Origin of the sequence: Halosegnis sp., from assembly GCF_042216475.1 — an archaeon.
GTDB lineage: Archaea > Halobacteriota > Halobacteria > Halobacteriales > Haloarculaceae > Halosegnis.
On sequence record NZ_JBDGTV010000007.1, the window covers coordinates 1 to 15,866 of the forward strand.

Below are 15,866 nucleotides of genomic sequence, written 5' to 3' on the forward strand. Positions count from 1 at the left end.
GTGTATTCAGCAAGACTGCTGAAACCTATCACCGATTGAGGGTTTCAACAAGGCCGAATGCTCGGCTTTCTCAGGCCTGCTCACGTCGAGTTCCCGTTCCATCACTGCGTGCAGGTAGAACTCGTCGGCTTCGCTGTCGTAATGGACAGTACTGGTCGAGAAAGAGTAGTCCTTGTTCAGCAGGTACTCGTCGTGTGGTGTCCCGTCAGCCTCGTCGGGGAGGTCGTATTCGCATTCGACTCTCCCGTTGACGGTGGCGAGACTCACCTTGTCTCGATGGTAAGTAGCGGCTCGCTTGTCGTAGACGATGCTGAACGTATCGTACTGTGGCTTGCTGGTGTTCTCACCGTCAGCAAGCCTGTCGACGCAGTTGTCGATGTCGTCGGTGGCGCGTTTGATGGCCTTCTGGACAAGATTAGCGTGTAGGTAGTCTGTTTCTTTACGAAGCTCGTCCTACAGAGCGCTTTCGGCTTCACTCTTGCTGGTCACACAATGCTTGTGTGGGTAGCGCCACGCCCAGTCTGCGGTGCGGTTCGCGCAGTACCGGAACTTGGTGTTGGTGGCGTGGAGGTCACTCTTGCGGTTGTCGGGCACGTCGAGACGGACGCGAACCGTTCGAGTCACCTCCCACGCCATGTACGTCACAGCAACATCTACTCCTTTTATATTTTTATATACTGTTGAGGAGTCGGCAATGCTGTAGTCGGTGGATTATTGCATGGAGCTTACGCGCTTCCTCCCACCCCTGAAGGGGTGGGCTTCCGCGCTGTATCCGCTGTGAACCTCCCAGCGATAAACTGAGACGGTCGTACGGTACATCGTCGCCGACCGGCCGAGGCGATTCATCAGCCGAAGAAGAGGAACAGCGCGAACGGCACTGCAAACAGCAGCAGCGTCATGACTCCGAGAATAAGCCCGTAACTGGCGACGGTACTCACGGCCGTCTCCCATGACGGATTGCCCGAATCAAACACGGGTCATTTGTTTGGCGGCGGCCTCTTAGCGGTTCCGGCTCCTTCCGCTAACCGAGGATGTCGGCCACTCGGCGCGGCTCTCCTGAGAGGGCTGGACTCTCCTCAACGAGCTTCAGCACCTCGTGGTCGGTCACGTCGGGATAGGATTTCCCGGTGGCGTCTTCAATGAGCGACTGCTCTAAACGGAACTCAGTGCCCTCGTACACCACATCGACCCCGTGCTCGTCGAACGAGAGGACAGTCATACCTTTCGTACCCGGGCGACGCTCAAAAGCCGCACGTTCCGTGTCGTACGCGCGTCAGACGCCCCGGAGGGATTATGTGCTGTGGCGGTCACTCCCAGATATGCCTCTCCGGTCCGACCCGCTGGACCGCCTCCGGATTCCCGACGGCACCCATGTTGAGGAACACGATCTCGTGGCCGCAGGCGACGTCATCGTCGGCGGGCAGAGCACCATTGAGTTCGGTGTCCGCGGCCAGAATGTCGTCGCCGGTGAGCGCGTTCGGTTCGGCGGTGATATCGAGGCTGACGGCGATTGCCGGCTCGATATGTGGTGTGACGTGGCTGGCAACGTTCTCGTCGGCGAGGATGCGTACCTCGGCGAGCGGGTACATATCGCGGGCCAGCTGATGGTCTCGGGCGATCTTGACATCGGCGATGATGTCGACATTGAGGAGGGATTTGAGGCGAACGGCTGGATTGTCATCCGCAACCCTGTCCCGACGGTTGTGTTTCTGTTTATCTATCTGACACAGCTCCTCCGACTCGGCGAAGAGGAGGCGGCCGAGGAGTTATTCGACGAATTGGCGACCGACCGCGAGCAGGAACCTGTCCTGATCCCCCGCTCCTCACGGGTCTCGGACGACAGTTGGCGCGTCTCAACGCCGGCGACTATCGGCGACAGTTGCCGGCTACACGGAAATATCCGCGCGACCGAACTCACCGTCGGCGAACAGACGGAGCTGTTTGGCAGCCTTCGCGCGAAATCCGATGTGACTATCGGCCGGGAAACGGTTGTCCACGGTGATGTCACCTCACGGAGTGGGACGGTCCGCATTGAGGGTGACGCTCACATCCGCGGCGATGTCGCCTGCGAGGATCTGGCGCTCGACGACGAGGCTGAGGTTGATGGGACTATCCGCGCTCGTGGCGAGGTGCAGGTGGTCGGTTCCCCGCCGACTGACACGGTGGAACAGGAACCGGAACCAGAACCAATCCCGGCCATCGTTCCAGTCGACGAGCAATCGGAGGAGCCAGAGCCAGCGATTGTACGCGTCGAGCAGGCCGTTCGCCCGGTTGAACAAGACGACACCGAGGCTCCGAGCGACGACACGGGCGTCAATATCCCTGACGCTGAAGAGATGGCGACGACCGATGAACAGGATGTCGATGGGCTGGCAGGCGCGCTTGCAGAGGCAGAGAAGCGGTAGGCCCTTGCCCGGTGGCGTGGTACCAGACGTATGCTCTCGGTCGCGCTCGCCGGTAAACCCAACGCCGGCAAGTCCACTTTCTACAAGGCGGCGACGATGGCGGATGTCGAGGTTGGCAACTACCCGTTCACCACCATCGACGCGAACCGCGGCGTCAGCCATGCGCGCACTGAGTGTCCATGTCTCGACCGGACGGAACGGTGCGGCGATGAGAACTGTCAGGATGGCACCCGCTACGTCCCGGTGGAACTGCTTGACGTCGCTGGTCTCGTCCCTGGCGCCCACGAGGGGAAGGGACTCGGGAATCAGTTCCTCGACGCGCTCTCCAACGCGAATGTCGTGCTCAATGTCGTCGATGCTTCTGGGGGGACGAACGCCGAGGGCGAACCCGTCGAGACCGGCTCGTATGACCCCGTCCAAGATGTCGAATTTATCGAGCAGGAGATGGATCTCTGGCTCGCAGACATCCTTGACCGCAACTGGGAGACCGTCACTCGTCAGTCGCGCTCGCCGGAGTTCGACATCGACGACGCATTGACTGACGTCCTGACCGGAGTCGGCGGAACGGCCGCAGACGTGGCCCGCGTTCTCCGACAAGTCGACTACCCAGAGGCGCCCCAAGCGTGGGAGGACGACGATCGCGAGCGATTGGCGACCGCCTTCCGTGCCGAAACGAAACCTATCGTCGTCGTCGCTAACAAAGCTGATATTGCCCCTGAGGGGAACGTTGACCGGCTCCGCAAGGCCGTCGACGGACCAGTCGTTCCCTGTACGGCTGAGGGGGAGCTGGCGCTCCGAAACGCCGCCGCCGCTGGTGTCGTCGAATACAACCCTGGCGACCCCGACTTCGAAGTGGTTGGTGACCTCTCGGACGCACAGGCGGAGGGACTCGAGCAGGTGCGCGAAGTGATGGCGGATTTCGGCGGGACTGGCGTTCAGCGGGCCATTAACGCCGCCGTCTACGACCTGCTTGACTACGTGACTGCATACCCTGTCGAGAACGAAACCCACTGGACGGACGGCCAGGGGAATATGCTCCCCGACGCGTTCCTGCTTCCCCGCGGGTCGACGCCGAGGGACCTCGCGTACGCCGTCCACTCGGATATCGGCGACGGCTACCTCCACGCGGTCGACGCCCGCGCGGGCCGGCGCGTCGGCGAGGACCACGAGCTCTCCGAGGGGGACGTGGTGAAGATTGTCTCGACGGCCTCGTAGCCGTCTCAGCCGTCCGTACTGCCGCGGCACCTCGTCCGGTTCCTCGGCCGTGTCGATACCCGCGACCAGCGGCGTCGCCGGCGGCTCCGCGAGGAGTCGGTCGGCCTGCTCGCGGTGGGCCGACCGGAGCGGCTCCGCGAGGTCTGCCGCGTCGTTGCGCTCGATGACTCGCTCCCACTCCTCGTCGGTGACAGCATACACCCGGGTGTCGTCGACCGTCGCGTGGTCGTACGTGAGTTCGTACTCGTGGTGAGAGTCGGTCAGGTCGGCGCCCACGACGGTCACCACTGCGGCCAGTTCGCCGGCCTCGACCTCGTGGTCTGTGGCGACCGTCTCGACGACGCCCGCGTCTATCGCAGCGCTGTTCGCCCCGGCCGCGTCCGCGTCGCTTCCCGCCATGAGTTCGTGCTACGCGGCGGCCGGCAAAGAATGTGGGTGTCGTTCACACACTCTCGAGCGTCTCGTGGATTCCGACGACGAGCGCCGGCACAACGAGCATGAACAGGTGCTCCTCGATGGGAATTCCGGCGAGTTCAGCGCCCGTCCGCAGCGGTATCGCGAACACGCCCACTTCCAGCGTGTACCAGTCCCAGACGAACGCGAGCGGGTAGAGGACGAGTACGGTCCGGAGCGCCCGCCAGACGGCGCCCGCGCGGACGAGCAGGCCGGCCGCGAGCGCGCCGAAGGCGAGTTCCGTCGCGAGGTAGGTGTACGGCCCGAGCACGCCGATGTCGGGCAGCGGGACGCCCGCCAGCGGCCGGAACCAGACGGCGACGACCAGCAGCGCGAGGAAAACGTACGCCCCGCGGATGAGCAGCATCGTCGCGAGTTCCGCCTCGGCGCGGGCCGCGTACGTCGCCACGACGCCGAACGCGAGCGCGGCCGCTGGCGCCGACGCGGGCGCCAGCCCGTCGACGGCGAGGACGACGACCAGCGCGAAGCCGGTATACACCAGCGCGTACGCGAGACGGCGCGCCCCTTCCCGCCCGAGCGCGACGGCGACAGTCTGCTTCCCGATGGAGCGGTCGTACTCGTAGTCCGTCGAGTCGTCGATGACCTTCACGCCCGCCAGCGTGACACAGAAGACGAGCCCGAACGCCAGCGGCTCGGCGGCGAGCGACCCTGTCTGCGCGTGGTGGCCGCCGACGATGGCGACGGCGATGCCGAGCGGGTAGCCGAGCGTCGTCGTCACGGGGTTGGTGTCGAACTGCGGGGCGTGCAGGAAGCCGAGCAGCCACATCGGCACGGCGAGCGCGGCCGTCGCCGGCGAGGCGACGACGCCCAGCGCCCCCGCGACGGCGACGAATCCGAGCGTCGCGCCCGCGAGCGCCCGCCGACAGCCCGCGGCCGTCATCGGGTGGTCATCGTCCTCGCCGCGAGCGTAGAAGTCGACGTAGCCGTCCTTGACGTGGGCGGTGTAGACGGCGAAGAACGCCGCCAGCGCGTGAAGCGCGAGCGGCGCCAGCGCGAACCGGCCCGCGAGTACCGCGCCGAAGACGCTCGCGGCCAGCGGCGGCAGCATGAACACGGGGTGGACCTGCGAGGCCAGCGCTGCGAAGTCGGCCCGCGCGCCCGCCCCGCGGCGTGCGAACGCCATGTGCTAGCGTGGACCACCGCAGACAAAAGCGTTCGGCGCCTATCGGGTCGCCCGCGTCGCCGCCCGCATTGCCTCGAGCGCCTCCTTCAACGTCTCCACGCTCACCGCATACGAGATGCGGGCGTGGCCGGCGCCGTTGGCCCCGAACGCCTCGCCGGGGACGACCACCACCCCGCGGTCGATGACGGCGTCGACCCACCCCTCCGGCACCCGCGGCATCGCGTAGAAGGCCCCTGACGGGGTCGGCGTCTCCAGACCCATGTCGGCCAGCCCGTCCAGCAGCACGTCACGGCGCTCGGCGAACGCCCCGACCATCTCGTCGATAACGTCCTGGGGCCCCGAGAGAGCCGCCTCCGCCGCGTACTGGGCCGGTGCCGAGGCGCACGCCTGCACGTACTGGTGGACGCGCAACATCCGCTCGATGCGGTCCGTCGTTGAGGTTACCCACCCCAGTCGCCAGCCGGTCATCGAGTACGTCTTCGAGCAGGCGTTCACGACGGCAACGTTCTCGCCGAACTCCATCGGCGACCGGTGCTCCCCGTCGAAGACGATCTGCTCGTACACCTCGTCGGAGAGACACAGCACGTCGTGCTCGTCGGCGATGCGGGCGAACTCGCGCATGTCGGCCGGCGACTGGACGGCGCCGGTCGGGTTCGCCGGCGAGCAGACGACGAACGCCGCCGTCTCGTCGGTGATGGCCGCCTCTACCGCCGCCGGGTCCAGCGTCAGGTCCTCGCGCAGTTCCACGGGGACGGGCGTGCCGCCCGCCAGCTTCGTCAGCGCGTCGTAGGCGACGAACCCCGGGTCAGGGATGAGCACCTCGTCGCCGGGTTCCACGTGCGCCTCCATCGCGAGGTGGAGCGCCTCGCTGCCGCCGGCCGTCGCGATGACGTCCTCCGGGTCGACCGACTGGCCGTCGCGCGCGTGCTTGGCGGCGATGGCCTCCCGAAGTTCGCGGGTTCCCTTGTTCGACGTGTAGGCGTCCACCTCGCCGGCCTCGATGGCGTCGACGGCGGCCCGGCGTGCATGGTCGGGCGTCGGAAAGTCCGGCTGGCCCAGTCCGAGGTTGATTGCGTCCTCGCCGGCCGCCTCGAACACCTCGCGGATACCCGAGATGGAGATGGCCTCGACGCGCGCTGAGAAGCGTGACATACCCCGAGGCTGTGACCGAACTCCGTTAACCGTTGTCGTTGCCCGACAGCCCCGCCCTCGCCTGCCAGAAGCCTGCAAAACTTACGTGTTGTCGCGACGGAGGTGCGGGTAATGAGACGGCCCCGCCACCGCGAACAGCCGCGAGCGGCCCCGAATCCCCCCGAGCGAGCCGTCGCCGGTCAGGGCGAGACTCACCGTGACCCACCGAGGTACAAGTCGCCGTCCGGTAGCGCCCGCATGGACCAGACGAACGTCTCTCGGCGCGCGTACCTCGCCGGCGCGGGGGCGGTCGGCACGGCCGCGCTGGCCGGCTGTTCGGGCATCTCCGGCGGTGGAACGGAGTCGATAACCGTCGCGTATATGCCCATCTACCCCGACATGCAGTACTTCGTGATGCAGGAGGAGGGGTACTTCGACGAGATGAGCGTCGACGTGAACGGCACGCAGTTCTCCGACGGGCCGAGCATCGTGAAGGCGTACGCCTCCGGCGATATCGACGTCGCGATGTTTGGCATCGTCCCTGCGATGATCGTCATCGACCGGGGAATCCCCGCGAAGGTGGTCGCGGCCAACATTAAGGAGCCGATGGGTATCCTCGCCCACGAGGAATTCGCCGCGATGTGGGACCCCGAGGACGCCGCGGGCTCGTTCGAGCAGTGGCGAGCGGAGAAGGGGCGTCCGTTCCGGTTCGGCACCTTCCCCGAGGGGTCGGTGCCGGATATCCTGCTGCGCTACTGGCTCATCAGCGAGCACGACCTCGAACCCGGGGAGGCAGCCCGAATCATCGGCGCTGGCGGCGCCAACGCCGTCTTCCAGGGGCTCGCCAACCGCGAGTTCGACGGCACCTCGATCATGGAGCCGGTGCCGACGAAGGTGGCCGCCAACGATCTCCCCTATGAGTTCATCGCCACGGCTGTGGAGTTCATGCCCGGCCAGCCGGCAGCGGTGACGCTGATGAACGACGCCGTCCGCGAGACGGAGGCGGCCACGGAGTTCGTCCGCCAGCACCGCCGCGCGACGACGTTCGTCAACGCGAACCGCGACGCCGCGGCCCGCCACGCCAGCGCCGTCATCGGCGAGCAGTCGCTGCCCGTCGAGACGGCCCGAAAGGCGATGGACTCCCCGCTGTCGAACTTCATTACCGACCCCCACGAGATCGAGGACGGCACGGAGATATTCGCGGAGTACGCCCACCGGCTCGGCAAAACGGACGCCCGGCTGACGACAGAGCAGGTGTTCGACTACTCCATCTACGACGGGCTGGAATGAGCACGGACGTCGAGACGGAACTCGGCACGGGACTGACCGGCGACCGGAGCCTCCGGCGGGTCGTCCTCGGCGCGCTCGGCGTCGTCGGCTTCCTGGCCGTCTGGTGGGTGGCGGCGCTGTTCAACCCCGCGTACGTCCTCCCCGCGCCGGACGTCGTCGCCCGCACGTTCTTAGGCGAATTGCGGTCGGGTGCGATGGCGACGGCGCTCGTCCAGAGCGTCACCCACTGGCTGCCGGGGACGCTCGTCGGGACGACGCTGGGCATCGCGCTGGGCGTGACGCTGGCTTGGAGCGACGTCGCCGACGACGCCGCCGCGCCGCTGGTGCGGGTGCTCCGGCCCGTGCCGCCGCTCGCGCTCATCGGCTTCGCAATCGCGTGGATTGGCATCAACGACGGCGGCGCCGCGTTCATCATCGCCGCGGGCGCGTTCTGGATCAACTACTACGCCGCCTACGGCGGCGTCGACTCCGTCCCCGAGGAGTTCCTCGACGTCGGTCGGTCGCTGGGCGTCACCTCCGACGTCGCGCTGATTCGGCGGGTCGTGTTGCCGGCTGCCTCCCCAGAGATACTGACGGGTATCCGCACCGGCATCGGCCGCTGCTGGATGCTCATCGTCGCCGCAGAGATATTCGGCGTCCCCGGCATTGGCCAGCGGATACTCACTGCCTCGAACAACCTCGCCGTCGACGTCGTCATCGCGTACATCCTGCTGATGAGCCTCGTCTACCTCGTGCTCGACACCGGCGTCGAGGCGGTCCAAGACCGGGTGTTGGCGTGGCGATGACGGACGATGCCCCGCGGGTGACGGTCGCCGGCGTCTCGAAGACGTACGACGGCGACGAGGGACCCGTCCGCGCGCTGGCCGACGTTGCCTTTGACGTCCACGACGGCGAGTTCGTCTGCATCGTCGGCCCCTCCGGCTGCGGGAAGACAACGCTGTTCCGCATCATCGGCGGTCTTGAGCGGGCGACCGGCGGCGAGGTGCTGCTGTCCGGCGAGCCGGTGACCGGTCCCTCTCCGGACCTCGGCATCGTCTTCCAAGAGTACCACCTGTTCCCGTGGCGGACCGTCCGCGGCAACGTCGGCTTCGGCCTCGAGCAGGCGGGACTCGACCGCGAACGGCGGCGCGAGCGGGTCGACGAGATGCTTGAACTCGTCGGCCTTGAGGGGTCCGGCGACACCTACCCGTCGCGGCTTTCCGGCGGCATGAAACAGCGGGTCGCCCTCGCGCGGGCGCTGGCGGTCGACCCCGAACTGCTCCTGATGGATGAGCCGTTCGGCAGCGTCGACGCCCAGACCCGCGCCAGGCTCCACGGCGAACTGCTCGACGTCTGGGCGGAGACGGGCAAGACGGTGCTGTTCGTCACCCACGACGTCGAGGAGGCGGTGAAGCTGGCCGACCGCATCGTCGTCATGTCGCCCGCCCCGGGCACCGTCCGTGAGGTGGTCGACGTCGACCTCCCGCGGCCCCGCGACCGCACCGACCCCGCCTTCGCGGAGTACCAGGAGCGGGTACTCTCGCTCATCCGCGACTAGGGGCGGACGTACGCGTAGCCGTCGGCCTGCCGGCGGGTCAGCTCCGCTATCGCCGAGGAGACCACCTCGATTCCCGGCGCCAGCGAGCGCTCGTCGTAGCCGCTCGCCGCGAGCGTGTTGCCACACAGGAGCAGTTTGACGCCCGCGCCGGCGAGCTGGCCCACCCGCTCCGCGTGTGGCGACCCGGCCAGCGCCGCGGCGATGCCGCCGGCGTTGAAGACGACGGCTACCTCGACGTCGACGGTGTCGTCCGCGAGGAGGTTGGCGGCGTTGCCGAGCGCGGCCGCGCGGGCGTCGCGCTGCTCGTGTGGGACGTGGAAGACGGTGCGGTGGGACACGCCGGAACGAGGGGCCGGGTCGCCGTCAATCCACCTCCGAGCGGAGCCGGTCGAGGTGGCTCCGCAGCAGCCGCAGCGTCGCGTCGGCGTCGGCGTACCCCTGCTCGTACTCGTCGTAGGCCCGCTCGGCGTCCGCGAGGAACTCCTCGACGGCTGCCTCGAGGTCCGCGTCGTCGTCGTCGGTCACTGGAACCCCCGGATCGGCGTCGCCTCGGTTGACTCGTCGCCGGCCTCCTCCATCTGCTTGGCGAGCCGCTGGCGGGCCTCGCGTATCTCCTCGGCCCGCTCGACGAGCGCGTCCGTCTCCACCTCGATGCCGGCCAGCGGCGCGATGCCGTCCACGAGCACGGCGCGGGCCGCCTCGGGGTCTGGGAACCGCGCCTCCGTCTCGGCGATGAGCGCCACCGCCGCGAGGTCACGCGCGCCCGCCTCGTGGACCAGCGCGCCGGTCGGCCCGGAGATGAGCCCCGCCTCCCGCGGCGGGGTGACGTCCGTCGCCGCAAGCCGGTCTGCCGCGCCGCCGGTGGCGATGCCGTAGACGCCCGGCACGTCGCTTTTCTCCTCGGGGAGCCCCGAGAGGAACAGCGGGAACACCGCCTCGCGCTCCAGCCAGCCGACGAGACACTCCGTGAACGCCGACGCCTGCGACGGCGAGACGGGCACGTCCGACTGGAGCACCAGTAGGTCGCGGTCAGCGTCCTCGTACAGGCGGACGGGCGGCATCGTCGTCGTGTCGTCCGGCCGGTAGACGGCCACCTTCGGCAGGCCGTCACAGAAACAGGAACCCACCCACTCCATGTCGAACGTCTCGACGAGGTGGTCCGCGGCTATCTTCCCGACCAGCCCCGCGCCAGGGAGCCCCTCCACCAGCGTCGGCTCGTCAGCCGTGAGTTCGGCGTGTAACTCGACATGCGCCATACCGCTGATTCGGTTGGCCGGCGGATAAACGCGTCCCCGCGTCCGGGGACGACCGAGGAATTGGAAGAAGAGACCCGTCTACGCCAGCGCGTCGCCTGAGCGGTCCTCGACGACGTCGACGACTTCGCCCTCGACGTCGGCGATACCGCCGGTGGGTCGCGCGAGGACGTGTCCGCAGACTGCACACGCCACCTCGCTAGAGGCCTTCTCGAAGATGATCTGCTCGTTCTCGCAGTCCGGACAGGCGACGGTGAGGAAGCTCCCCGCCATTACTCTTGGAACTCCAGACGGCCGGCGCGCCATCCCTCGCGGAGGTGGGCCTTGCCACACTCCGAGCAGCGGTACTTCAGGTCCGTCTTCTTCGTCGGCTTGTCGCCGCCGGGCACCTTCGAGAAGCGACCGGCGTTGCCGATGACCGAGCGACCCCGTCGGGTCTTCCGCTGCTCGTGGGTCATCCCGGAGGTGCGGCCGGTCCGGACCTTCTCCACCTCGTGTTCGTGGTGGGTGTGACAGTGCGGACAGTACGTGTTGAACCGGCGCGGCATCTGCATGGTCTTGTCGGCGGTAGCGCGGCCCCCGGTAAAAGACGCACGGTTCCGTCGGCCCCGCGGGGGTCGCTTCGAAGTCCTTACTACGGCTCGCCACAACGCCGAGTCATGAGGCAGCTCATCATCCACGGTGACCCTGGCATCCGGAAGGACGCCGTCATCGAGCTCGACGGCGAGGAGCTCCACTGTTTCTCCGTGAAGCGACAGGGCGACTGGCACGGCCCCGACGAGGTCCAGCTGTGGTGTACGGTCGGCACCGAAGAGGAGGCGGAGACGTTCGCCCGCCGGGAGTTCATCCCGATGCACCTAGAGACGGAGGACGTCGACGCCGACGAGGTCACCGTCATCAAGGCGAAGGGCGAGCTCGCCGTCTGAATTTCCACTTTTTGAACCTTCCTCACGGTGCATCGCGCCGCTCGGTCGGGCAAAAACGTGGGGAACAATGCGCGCGTGCTCCTTCCGGCGCGCTTCGCGCGCCTTGAGTCCGCGTGCGCTACCGCTCGCTCCCTGCGGTCGCTCGCTGGGTGACGGTCACTCCCCGTCCTCCACGACGTAGATGACCACGTCTCCCCGCTCGACGGCCCGGACGCCGTCGAGTTGGCCGACGGTGATCTCGCCATAGCGGGCCCGCTCGGCCGGCCCGACGTAGACGTACTCGACGTCGTACTTCCGGATGAGCCGGCGCTGCTCGGCCGGCGTGCCGGTGTAGATTCGCGCCACGTCGTTGACGCGGGCCTCGTAGGCCGCGTCCGAGCGGTACTGCGCCTCGTGGAACCAGCCGGCGACGGTGGGGACGCCTGTGAGGCTGGCGGGCGCGCTCGCCCCCTCCCCCTCGCTCGGGCGCCAGCGGTAGCCCGCCGGCGCGGCCGTCACAATGGTCGGCCGGCCGGACAGCGAGTCGACGTAGTCGATGGCCGGCGCCTCGCCAGGGTGGGTGACGTCGACGAACGCCGTCGCATCCAGCGTCGGCCCGAGTTCGTTCGCCGTCGGACTCGTCCGGTCGACGTGTGCCGGCACCGCGTGGACGGCGTACAGCCCCGTCGAGACGACGAGCAGCGCGAGAAGCCCGCGGCCGGCCAGCGCGAGGTGACGCTCCTCCACAGCGGGCACGGACGGCGCGGCGCCGGCCAGCCGGGTCAGGGCGACGGCGGCGGCCGGCGCCCACAGCGCCCACACCTGCGCGTACGTCTTGAAAACGGTGTTGAGCCGCGCGAACTTTGTCCCCGCGTACGTCGGCTCCGCGACGTAGACGTACTCAACGAGGATGACGATGCCAGCGCCGCCGACGACCAGCACCGTCTCGAAGCCGACGTCCGCCCGCGACCGGAGCAGCAGCCAGCCGACGAGCAGCACCGGCCCGACGAGCGCGACGGCGTACGCCTCCAGCGCAAGCCCGGCGACAACGAGCAGCAGCGACCCAGCAACCGCGACACGCCGGACGGACCGGGCCGCGCCCGCACTCGCTGCCGCCAGGTACGGGAAGAACGCCGCGAGGAACGCCCCGTGGACGACGGCCAGCCCGCCGAGCGACGCCCCCGGCGGGAGGACGCCCAGCGGTCGGCCGGAGGCGGTGCCCGTCCAGAAGGGGAGCGTCCACGCGACGGCGAGGACGACGAGGGCGACCGCGAACCCGAGCGCGGTCCCCGACCGCGCGAGTTCCGTGCGGACGAAGCCGGCCGCTGACAGGGTGCCGCCGTCCGGCTCCGCGGCCGCTGGCGTCGGGAGCCGCTCCTGTACCCGCGCCGGCAGCAATGTCCACGGCCGGGCGGGCGCGAACGCGACGGCGAGGAACGGGAGCCCGAGCGCCGCGCTGGGGAACGACCACGTGTTGACGACGCCGACGTAGCCCGCGAGCGGCGCCACCAGCCCGAGCAGGAGTAGCCGCCGGCCCCTCGCTGACTCGGGCGTCTGCCAGTAGGCGTACAGCAGCGCTGCCCCCAGCAGGAGGAAGTTCGTACTCATCATGTGCGCGTGGAGGTCGCCGTTGAGGTAGGCGAACAGCGGGAACTCGTTGATGGTCCCCTCGATGACCCGGGTGGCGTCCCAGTAGTAGAAGTCCGCGGGCGTCCACCCGAGGTTGGCATCCGCCAGTCCGAGCAGGCCGGCGACGGGCCCCACGACGGCGTCGGGCAGCAGCCAGCCGGCGACCCGGCCGGCGGTGAACAGGTTGCCCGCGACCCCGAAGAGGAAGGCGCCGAGCGCGCCGGCGACCCGCGGCGGGGCGTCTTGGCTCGCGGCGACCGTCGCGGCGAGCCCGTAGGCGGCCGTGACGACGGCAGCGTAGAAGCCGGCCAGCGCGAGGTTGTACGCAAGGCGGGCGGGCGTCACCGTCAGGCGAGCGAGCAGCGACGCGAGTAGGTGGCCGCCGTAGTAGTAGCGCACCGGCTCGCCGGCGAACCACATGTCCTCTGGCGGCAGGGTGTCGGCCCGTAGCAGCGACTTGAGCAGCCCGAAGTCGATGAACTTCTCGCCGCCGAGCGGCGTCACCGCCGGGTCCAGCGCCCGGATGCCGACGACGAAGAGGAAGGCGAGCGCGAACACGCCCGCGGGGACGGCCGCCCGCCGGAGGTCGACCGACTCGCCGGCCCGGTAGGCGGCGCCGCCGAGGACGACCAGCCCCGCTACGAGCGCTGGGTAGCCGAATGCACCGGGCACCTGCCCGACGAGGTAGCCGACCAGCCCGAGCGTCGCGAGCGCCAGCGGGACAGCGAAGGCAGCCCCCCGGTCGTGGAAGTCGGCGAACAGCCAGCCTGCGACGGGGAGGGCGGCCGCGCCGAGTGCGAGGTAGGCCACGAGCCAGACGACGACGTAGCCGTACTCCATCACCCGGCACACGGACGGCCCGCGAGATACGTCTTGTGGAGCAGCCGCATCGAACGGCTTTTGCAGGCCGGGGAAGAGTCGGTGACATGGACCGGTCGCTCGGCGTCGTGGTCCCTGCCTACGAGCCGGACGTGCCGCGGCTCGCCGCCTACCTCGACGCGCTACGCGACCGACTCGACCCCGCGGCCGTCAGGGTGGAACTCGACGCGCCCGACGAGGCCACCCTCGAGGCGGTCCGGGCGCTCCCGGCGGCGGTGAACGCCGTCCCGTACCGCCGCGGCAAGGGCGCGGCCGTCACCGCCGGCTTCGAGGCGCTCGAGACAGAGCTGCTGTGTTTCCTCGATGCCGACGGCTCGACGCCGCCGGCGTCGGCGGCGGCCGTCGTCGACGCGCTCGCCGAGGCGGACGTGGCCGTCGGGTCGCGGCGCCACCCCGACGCGCGGGTCGCCGGCCACCAGACGGTCGCCCGCCGGCTGCTCGGCGACGGGTTCGCGTGGGTCGCCCGCCGACTGTTGGACGCACAGCTGTACGACTACCAGTGTGGCGCGAAGGCGCTCACCGCGGAGGCGTGGGCCGGCGTCAGGGACCACCTCTACGAGCCCGGCTTCGCGTGGGACGTGGAGTTCGTCGCCGTGGCCGCGGCGCTCGGCTACCGGCTCCGCGAGGTGCCCATCGAGTGGGAGGACGCCCCCGGGTCGACGGTCGACCCCGTCCGGACGAGCCTCGACATGGGGCGGGCGCTGTTCGTCGCCCGCCACCGCGCGAAGCGGCTCCAAAACAGCCGGCTCCACGGTGTGCTCGCGAGCGAGGCCGATCCGGTCGCCCTCGTAGACAGAGGAGAATGAGCGTGGGTGACCTGCTCCGTGACCGCCTGCGCGCGCTGGCGCGAGCCGATCGTGTCGGCCAATTCGTCTCCGTTGGCGTCGCGGGCGCGACCTTGGAGACGGCCGTTGTGTTCGTGCTCACCGGTTTGCTGACGGTCGGCCCGCTGCCGGCGAAAGCCGTCGGCGCGGAGGCATCTATTACTCTAATGTTCCTACTCAACGACCGCTGGACTTTCGCCAGCGAAGGGGCCACAGGTCTCTGGTCAGGGCTGCGCCGCTATCTGAAGTCACACATCGTCAGACTCGCGGGGTTATCAATCGCCTTCATTACGCTGTACGCGCTCACCTCACTGACGCCCATCCGGCTGGTGGTGTTCGGCGCAGATGTCTGGCCGACCGTCGCCAACGCTATCGGTATTGGAGTCGGCATGACGCTCAATTACGTCGCCGAGAGCCTGCTCACGTGGCGCGTCGCGCGGGAGTAATCCACACCCGGCGGTCGAATGGCAACCCTTATCCGGTCGCCTCTGATACGAGGTGGTAGCGGGATGGGATAGCCAGGAGATTCCGCCGGGCTCATAACCCGGAGATCGGTAGTTCAAATCTACCTCCCGCTATGGACTGTCACTTATACTGCGAGCGACGAAAACGTTCAAGGCCGATTTGAGTCAGTAGGTAGGATGAACACGTCGAGCAGAATGGCGATAATTCAGGTCGATCTCTCACTACTTTCTGACTTGACCAAGATTCCTGGCGACCGCCAGTACGGCTTTGCCTCCGCGACGCTAAAGATTGACCGATGGAGTTCGTCGTCGCTTATGATGGGACACCGCTGAGCGAGGCCGCACTCAAGCGGGCAGGTGAATTAGCAGACGCGCCGGCCGCAGTCACGGCTATTACAATCGTTCCACAGCAGAACGGGTCATGGGCCCGCAAACGAGACTGGCTCGGCCCCGACGAATCATTCGATCTTGAGCGCGTGCGAGTTGCCATTGAGCGGGCAGTTCACAAGACGCTCCCAGAGGCGCGGCTCGAGATGGAAACGGTCGGCAAGCACGCGCCGCCGGGAACCATCGGGACAGAACTCCGGAAACTGGCCGCCGAGGTCGACCCAGATGTCGTCGCCGTTGGGAGTGACAATGCCGGCCGCGTCGTCGACGGACTGGGAAGCGCTGCCTCGTCGGTGACGACAGATGACCGGTACGATATGCTCATCGTCCGTCGGCCTGCGTAACCGCCT

The 15,866-nt window shown here is 68.2% G+C and carries 21 protein-coding genes and 1 tRNA gene; 11 read left to right on the plus strand and 11 right to left on the minus strand.

Going from position 1 to position 15,866, the window contains the following annotated elements:
- Nucleotides 1-6 precede the first annotated feature (6 nt).
- Entirely contained in the window at nucleotides 7-267 is a 261-nt protein-coding gene (locus ABEJ63_RS03275; protein ID WP_375794921.1) for a hypothetical protein, read from the minus strand.
- A gap of 9 nt (nucleotides 268-276) precedes the next feature.
- Here ABEJ63_RS03275 and ABEJ63_RS03280 point away from each other — a divergent pair, with 9 nt between their 5' ends.
- Nucleotides 277-426 carry a hypothetical protein gene (locus ABEJ63_RS03280; RefSeq protein WP_375794922.1) on the plus strand — a complete coding sequence of 50 codons (150 nt, stop codon included), beginning with the start codon at nucleotides 277-279 and terminating at the stop codon, nucleotides 424-426.
- A 419-nt stretch (nucleotides 427-845) separates the two neighbouring features.
- Here ABEJ63_RS03280 and ABEJ63_RS03285 read toward each other — a convergent pair whose 3' ends face one another.
- Nucleotides 846-974 (minus strand): hypothetical protein, encoded by a 129-nt coding sequence (locus ABEJ63_RS03285; protein WP_375794923.1) that lies wholly within the window; start codon nucleotides 972-974, stop codon nucleotides 846-848.
- Between the two features lie 47 nt (nucleotides 975-1,021).
- Entirely contained in the window at nucleotides 1,022-1,219 is a 198-nt protein-coding gene (locus tag ABEJ63_RS03290) for a DUF5800 family protein (protein WP_375794924.1), read from the minus strand.
- Nucleotides 1,220-1,319: 100 nt separating this feature from the next.
- On the opposite strand from ABEJ63_RS03290, the gene ABEJ63_RS03295 reads away from it, so the two are divergent.
- Complete coding sequence (locus tag ABEJ63_RS03295) at nucleotides 1,320-2,405, plus strand: polymer-forming cytoskeletal protein (protein WP_375794925.1); 1,086 nt, start codon at nucleotides 1,320-1,322, stop codon at nucleotides 2,403-2,405.
- Nucleotides 2,406-2,435: 30 nt separating this feature from the next.
- Nucleotides 2,436-3,620, plus strand: a complete 1,185-nt coding sequence (locus ABEJ63_RS03300; protein WP_375794926.1) for a redox-regulated ATPase YchF — start codon at nucleotides 2,436-2,438, stop codon at nucleotides 3,618-3,620.
- Nucleotides 3,621-4,062: 442 nt separating this feature from the next.
- On the opposite strand, the gene ABEJ63_RS03305 is transcribed toward ABEJ63_RS03300, so the two are convergent.
- Both ABEJ63_RS03305 and ABEJ63_RS03310 read right to left on the minus strand, forming a co-directional pair.
- Entirely contained in the window at nucleotides 4,063-5,217 is a 1,155-nt protein-coding gene (locus ABEJ63_RS03305) for a lycopene cyclase domain-containing protein (protein WP_375794927.1), read from the minus strand.
- Between the two features lie 39 nt (nucleotides 5,218-5,256).
- Nucleotides 5,257-6,369 carry a pyridoxal phosphate-dependent aminotransferase gene (locus tag ABEJ63_RS03310; protein ID WP_375794928.1) on the minus strand — a complete coding sequence of 371 codons (1,113 nt, stop codon included), beginning with the start codon at nucleotides 6,367-6,369 and terminating at the stop codon, nucleotides 5,257-5,259.
- A 237-nt stretch (nucleotides 6,370-6,606) separates the two neighbouring features.
- Between ABEJ63_RS03310 and ABEJ63_RS03315 the strand changes: the two genes are divergently transcribed.
- Genes ABEJ63_RS03315 through ABEJ63_RS03325 form a run of 3 tightly spaced genes read left to right on the plus strand, consistent with a single transcriptional unit; the run spans nucleotide 6,607 to nucleotide 9,175 of the window.
- Complete coding sequence (locus ABEJ63_RS03315) at nucleotides 6,607-7,638, plus strand: ABC transporter substrate-binding protein (RefSeq protein ID WP_375794929.1); 1,032 nt, start codon at nucleotides 6,607-6,609, stop codon at nucleotides 7,636-7,638.
- On the plus strand, nucleotides 7,635-8,423 hold the full coding sequence (locus tag ABEJ63_RS03320) for an ABC transporter permease (protein ID WP_375794930.1): 789 nt from the start codon (nucleotides 7,635-7,637) through the stop codon (nucleotides 8,421-8,423). The genes ABEJ63_RS03315 and ABEJ63_RS03320 overlap by 4 nt, the downstream gene beginning before the upstream one ends.
- Entirely contained in the window at nucleotides 8,420-9,175 is a 756-nt protein-coding gene (locus ABEJ63_RS03325; RefSeq protein WP_375794931.1) for an ABC transporter ATP-binding protein, read from the plus strand. Before ABEJ63_RS03320 ends, ABEJ63_RS03325 begins: the two co-directional genes overlap by 4 nt.
- On the opposite strand, the gene ABEJ63_RS03330 is transcribed toward ABEJ63_RS03325, so the two are convergent.
- From ABEJ63_RS03330 to ABEJ63_RS03350, 5 genes are all read right to left on the minus strand, one after another.
- Entirely contained in the window at nucleotides 9,172-9,513 is a 342-nt protein-coding gene (locus tag ABEJ63_RS03330) for a DsrE family protein (RefSeq protein ID WP_375794932.1), read from the minus strand. The two genes, ABEJ63_RS03325 and ABEJ63_RS03330, sit on opposite strands and share 4 nt — an antisense overlap.
- A gap of 25 nt (nucleotides 9,514-9,538) precedes the next feature.
- Nucleotides 9,539-9,700 (minus strand): hypothetical protein, encoded by a 162-nt coding sequence (locus tag ABEJ63_RS03335; RefSeq protein WP_375794933.1) that lies wholly within the window; start codon nucleotides 9,698-9,700, stop codon nucleotides 9,539-9,541.
- Nucleotides 9,697-10,431, minus strand: a complete 735-nt coding sequence (locus tag ABEJ63_RS03340; RefSeq protein WP_375794934.1) for a proteasome assembly chaperone family protein — start codon at nucleotides 10,429-10,431, stop codon at nucleotides 9,697-9,699. The genes ABEJ63_RS03335 and ABEJ63_RS03340 overlap by 4 nt, the downstream gene beginning before the upstream one ends.
- A 78-nt stretch (nucleotides 10,432-10,509) precedes the next feature.
- Complete coding sequence (locus tag ABEJ63_RS03345) at nucleotides 10,510-10,701, minus strand: 30S ribosomal protein S27e (protein WP_375794935.1); 192 nt, start codon at nucleotides 10,699-10,701, stop codon at nucleotides 10,510-10,512.
- A complete protein-coding gene (locus ABEJ63_RS03350) occupies nucleotides 10,701-10,982 on the minus strand; it encodes a 50S ribosomal protein L44e (protein ID WP_375794936.1) in 282 nt (93 codons plus the stop codon). Before ABEJ63_RS03350 ends, ABEJ63_RS03345 begins: the two co-directional genes overlap by 1 nt.
- A gap of 105 nt (nucleotides 10,983-11,087) precedes the next feature.
- Between ABEJ63_RS03350 and ABEJ63_RS03355 the strand changes: the two genes are divergently transcribed.
- Nucleotides 11,088-11,354 (plus strand): HAH_0734 family protein, encoded by a 267-nt coding sequence (locus ABEJ63_RS03355; protein ID WP_375794937.1) that lies wholly within the window; start codon nucleotides 11,088-11,090, stop codon nucleotides 11,352-11,354.
- Between the two features lie 156 nt (nucleotides 11,355-11,510).
- Here the strand turns inward: ABEJ63_RS03355 and ABEJ63_RS03360 are convergent, their stop codons facing one another.
- A complete protein-coding gene (locus ABEJ63_RS03360; RefSeq protein ID WP_375794938.1) occupies nucleotides 11,511-13,802 on the minus strand; it encodes a DUF2298 domain-containing protein in 2,292 nt (763 codons plus the stop codon).
- Between the two features lie 86 nt (nucleotides 13,803-13,888).
- On the opposite strand from ABEJ63_RS03360, the gene ABEJ63_RS03365 reads away from it, so the two are divergent.
- From ABEJ63_RS03365 to ABEJ63_RS03380, 4 genes are all read left to right on the plus strand, one after another.
- Nucleotides 13,889-14,647, plus strand: a complete 759-nt coding sequence (locus ABEJ63_RS03365; RefSeq protein WP_375794939.1) for a glycosyltransferase — start codon at nucleotides 13,889-13,891, stop codon at nucleotides 14,645-14,647.
- Nucleotides 14,644-15,111, plus strand: a complete 468-nt coding sequence (locus ABEJ63_RS03370; protein WP_375794940.1) for a GtrA family protein — start codon at nucleotides 14,644-14,646, stop codon at nucleotides 15,109-15,111. The genes ABEJ63_RS03365 and ABEJ63_RS03370 overlap by 4 nt, the downstream gene beginning before the upstream one ends.
- A gap of 57 nt (nucleotides 15,112-15,168) precedes the next feature.
- Nucleotides 15,169-15,243 (plus strand) — tRNA-Met (locus ABEJ63_RS03375).
- A 182-nt stretch (nucleotides 15,244-15,425) separates the two neighbouring features.
- A complete protein-coding gene (locus tag ABEJ63_RS03380; protein WP_375794941.1) occupies nucleotides 15,426-15,860 on the plus strand; it encodes a universal stress protein in 435 nt (144 codons plus the stop codon).
- The last annotated feature ends 6 nt before the right edge of the window (nucleotides 15,861-15,866 follow it).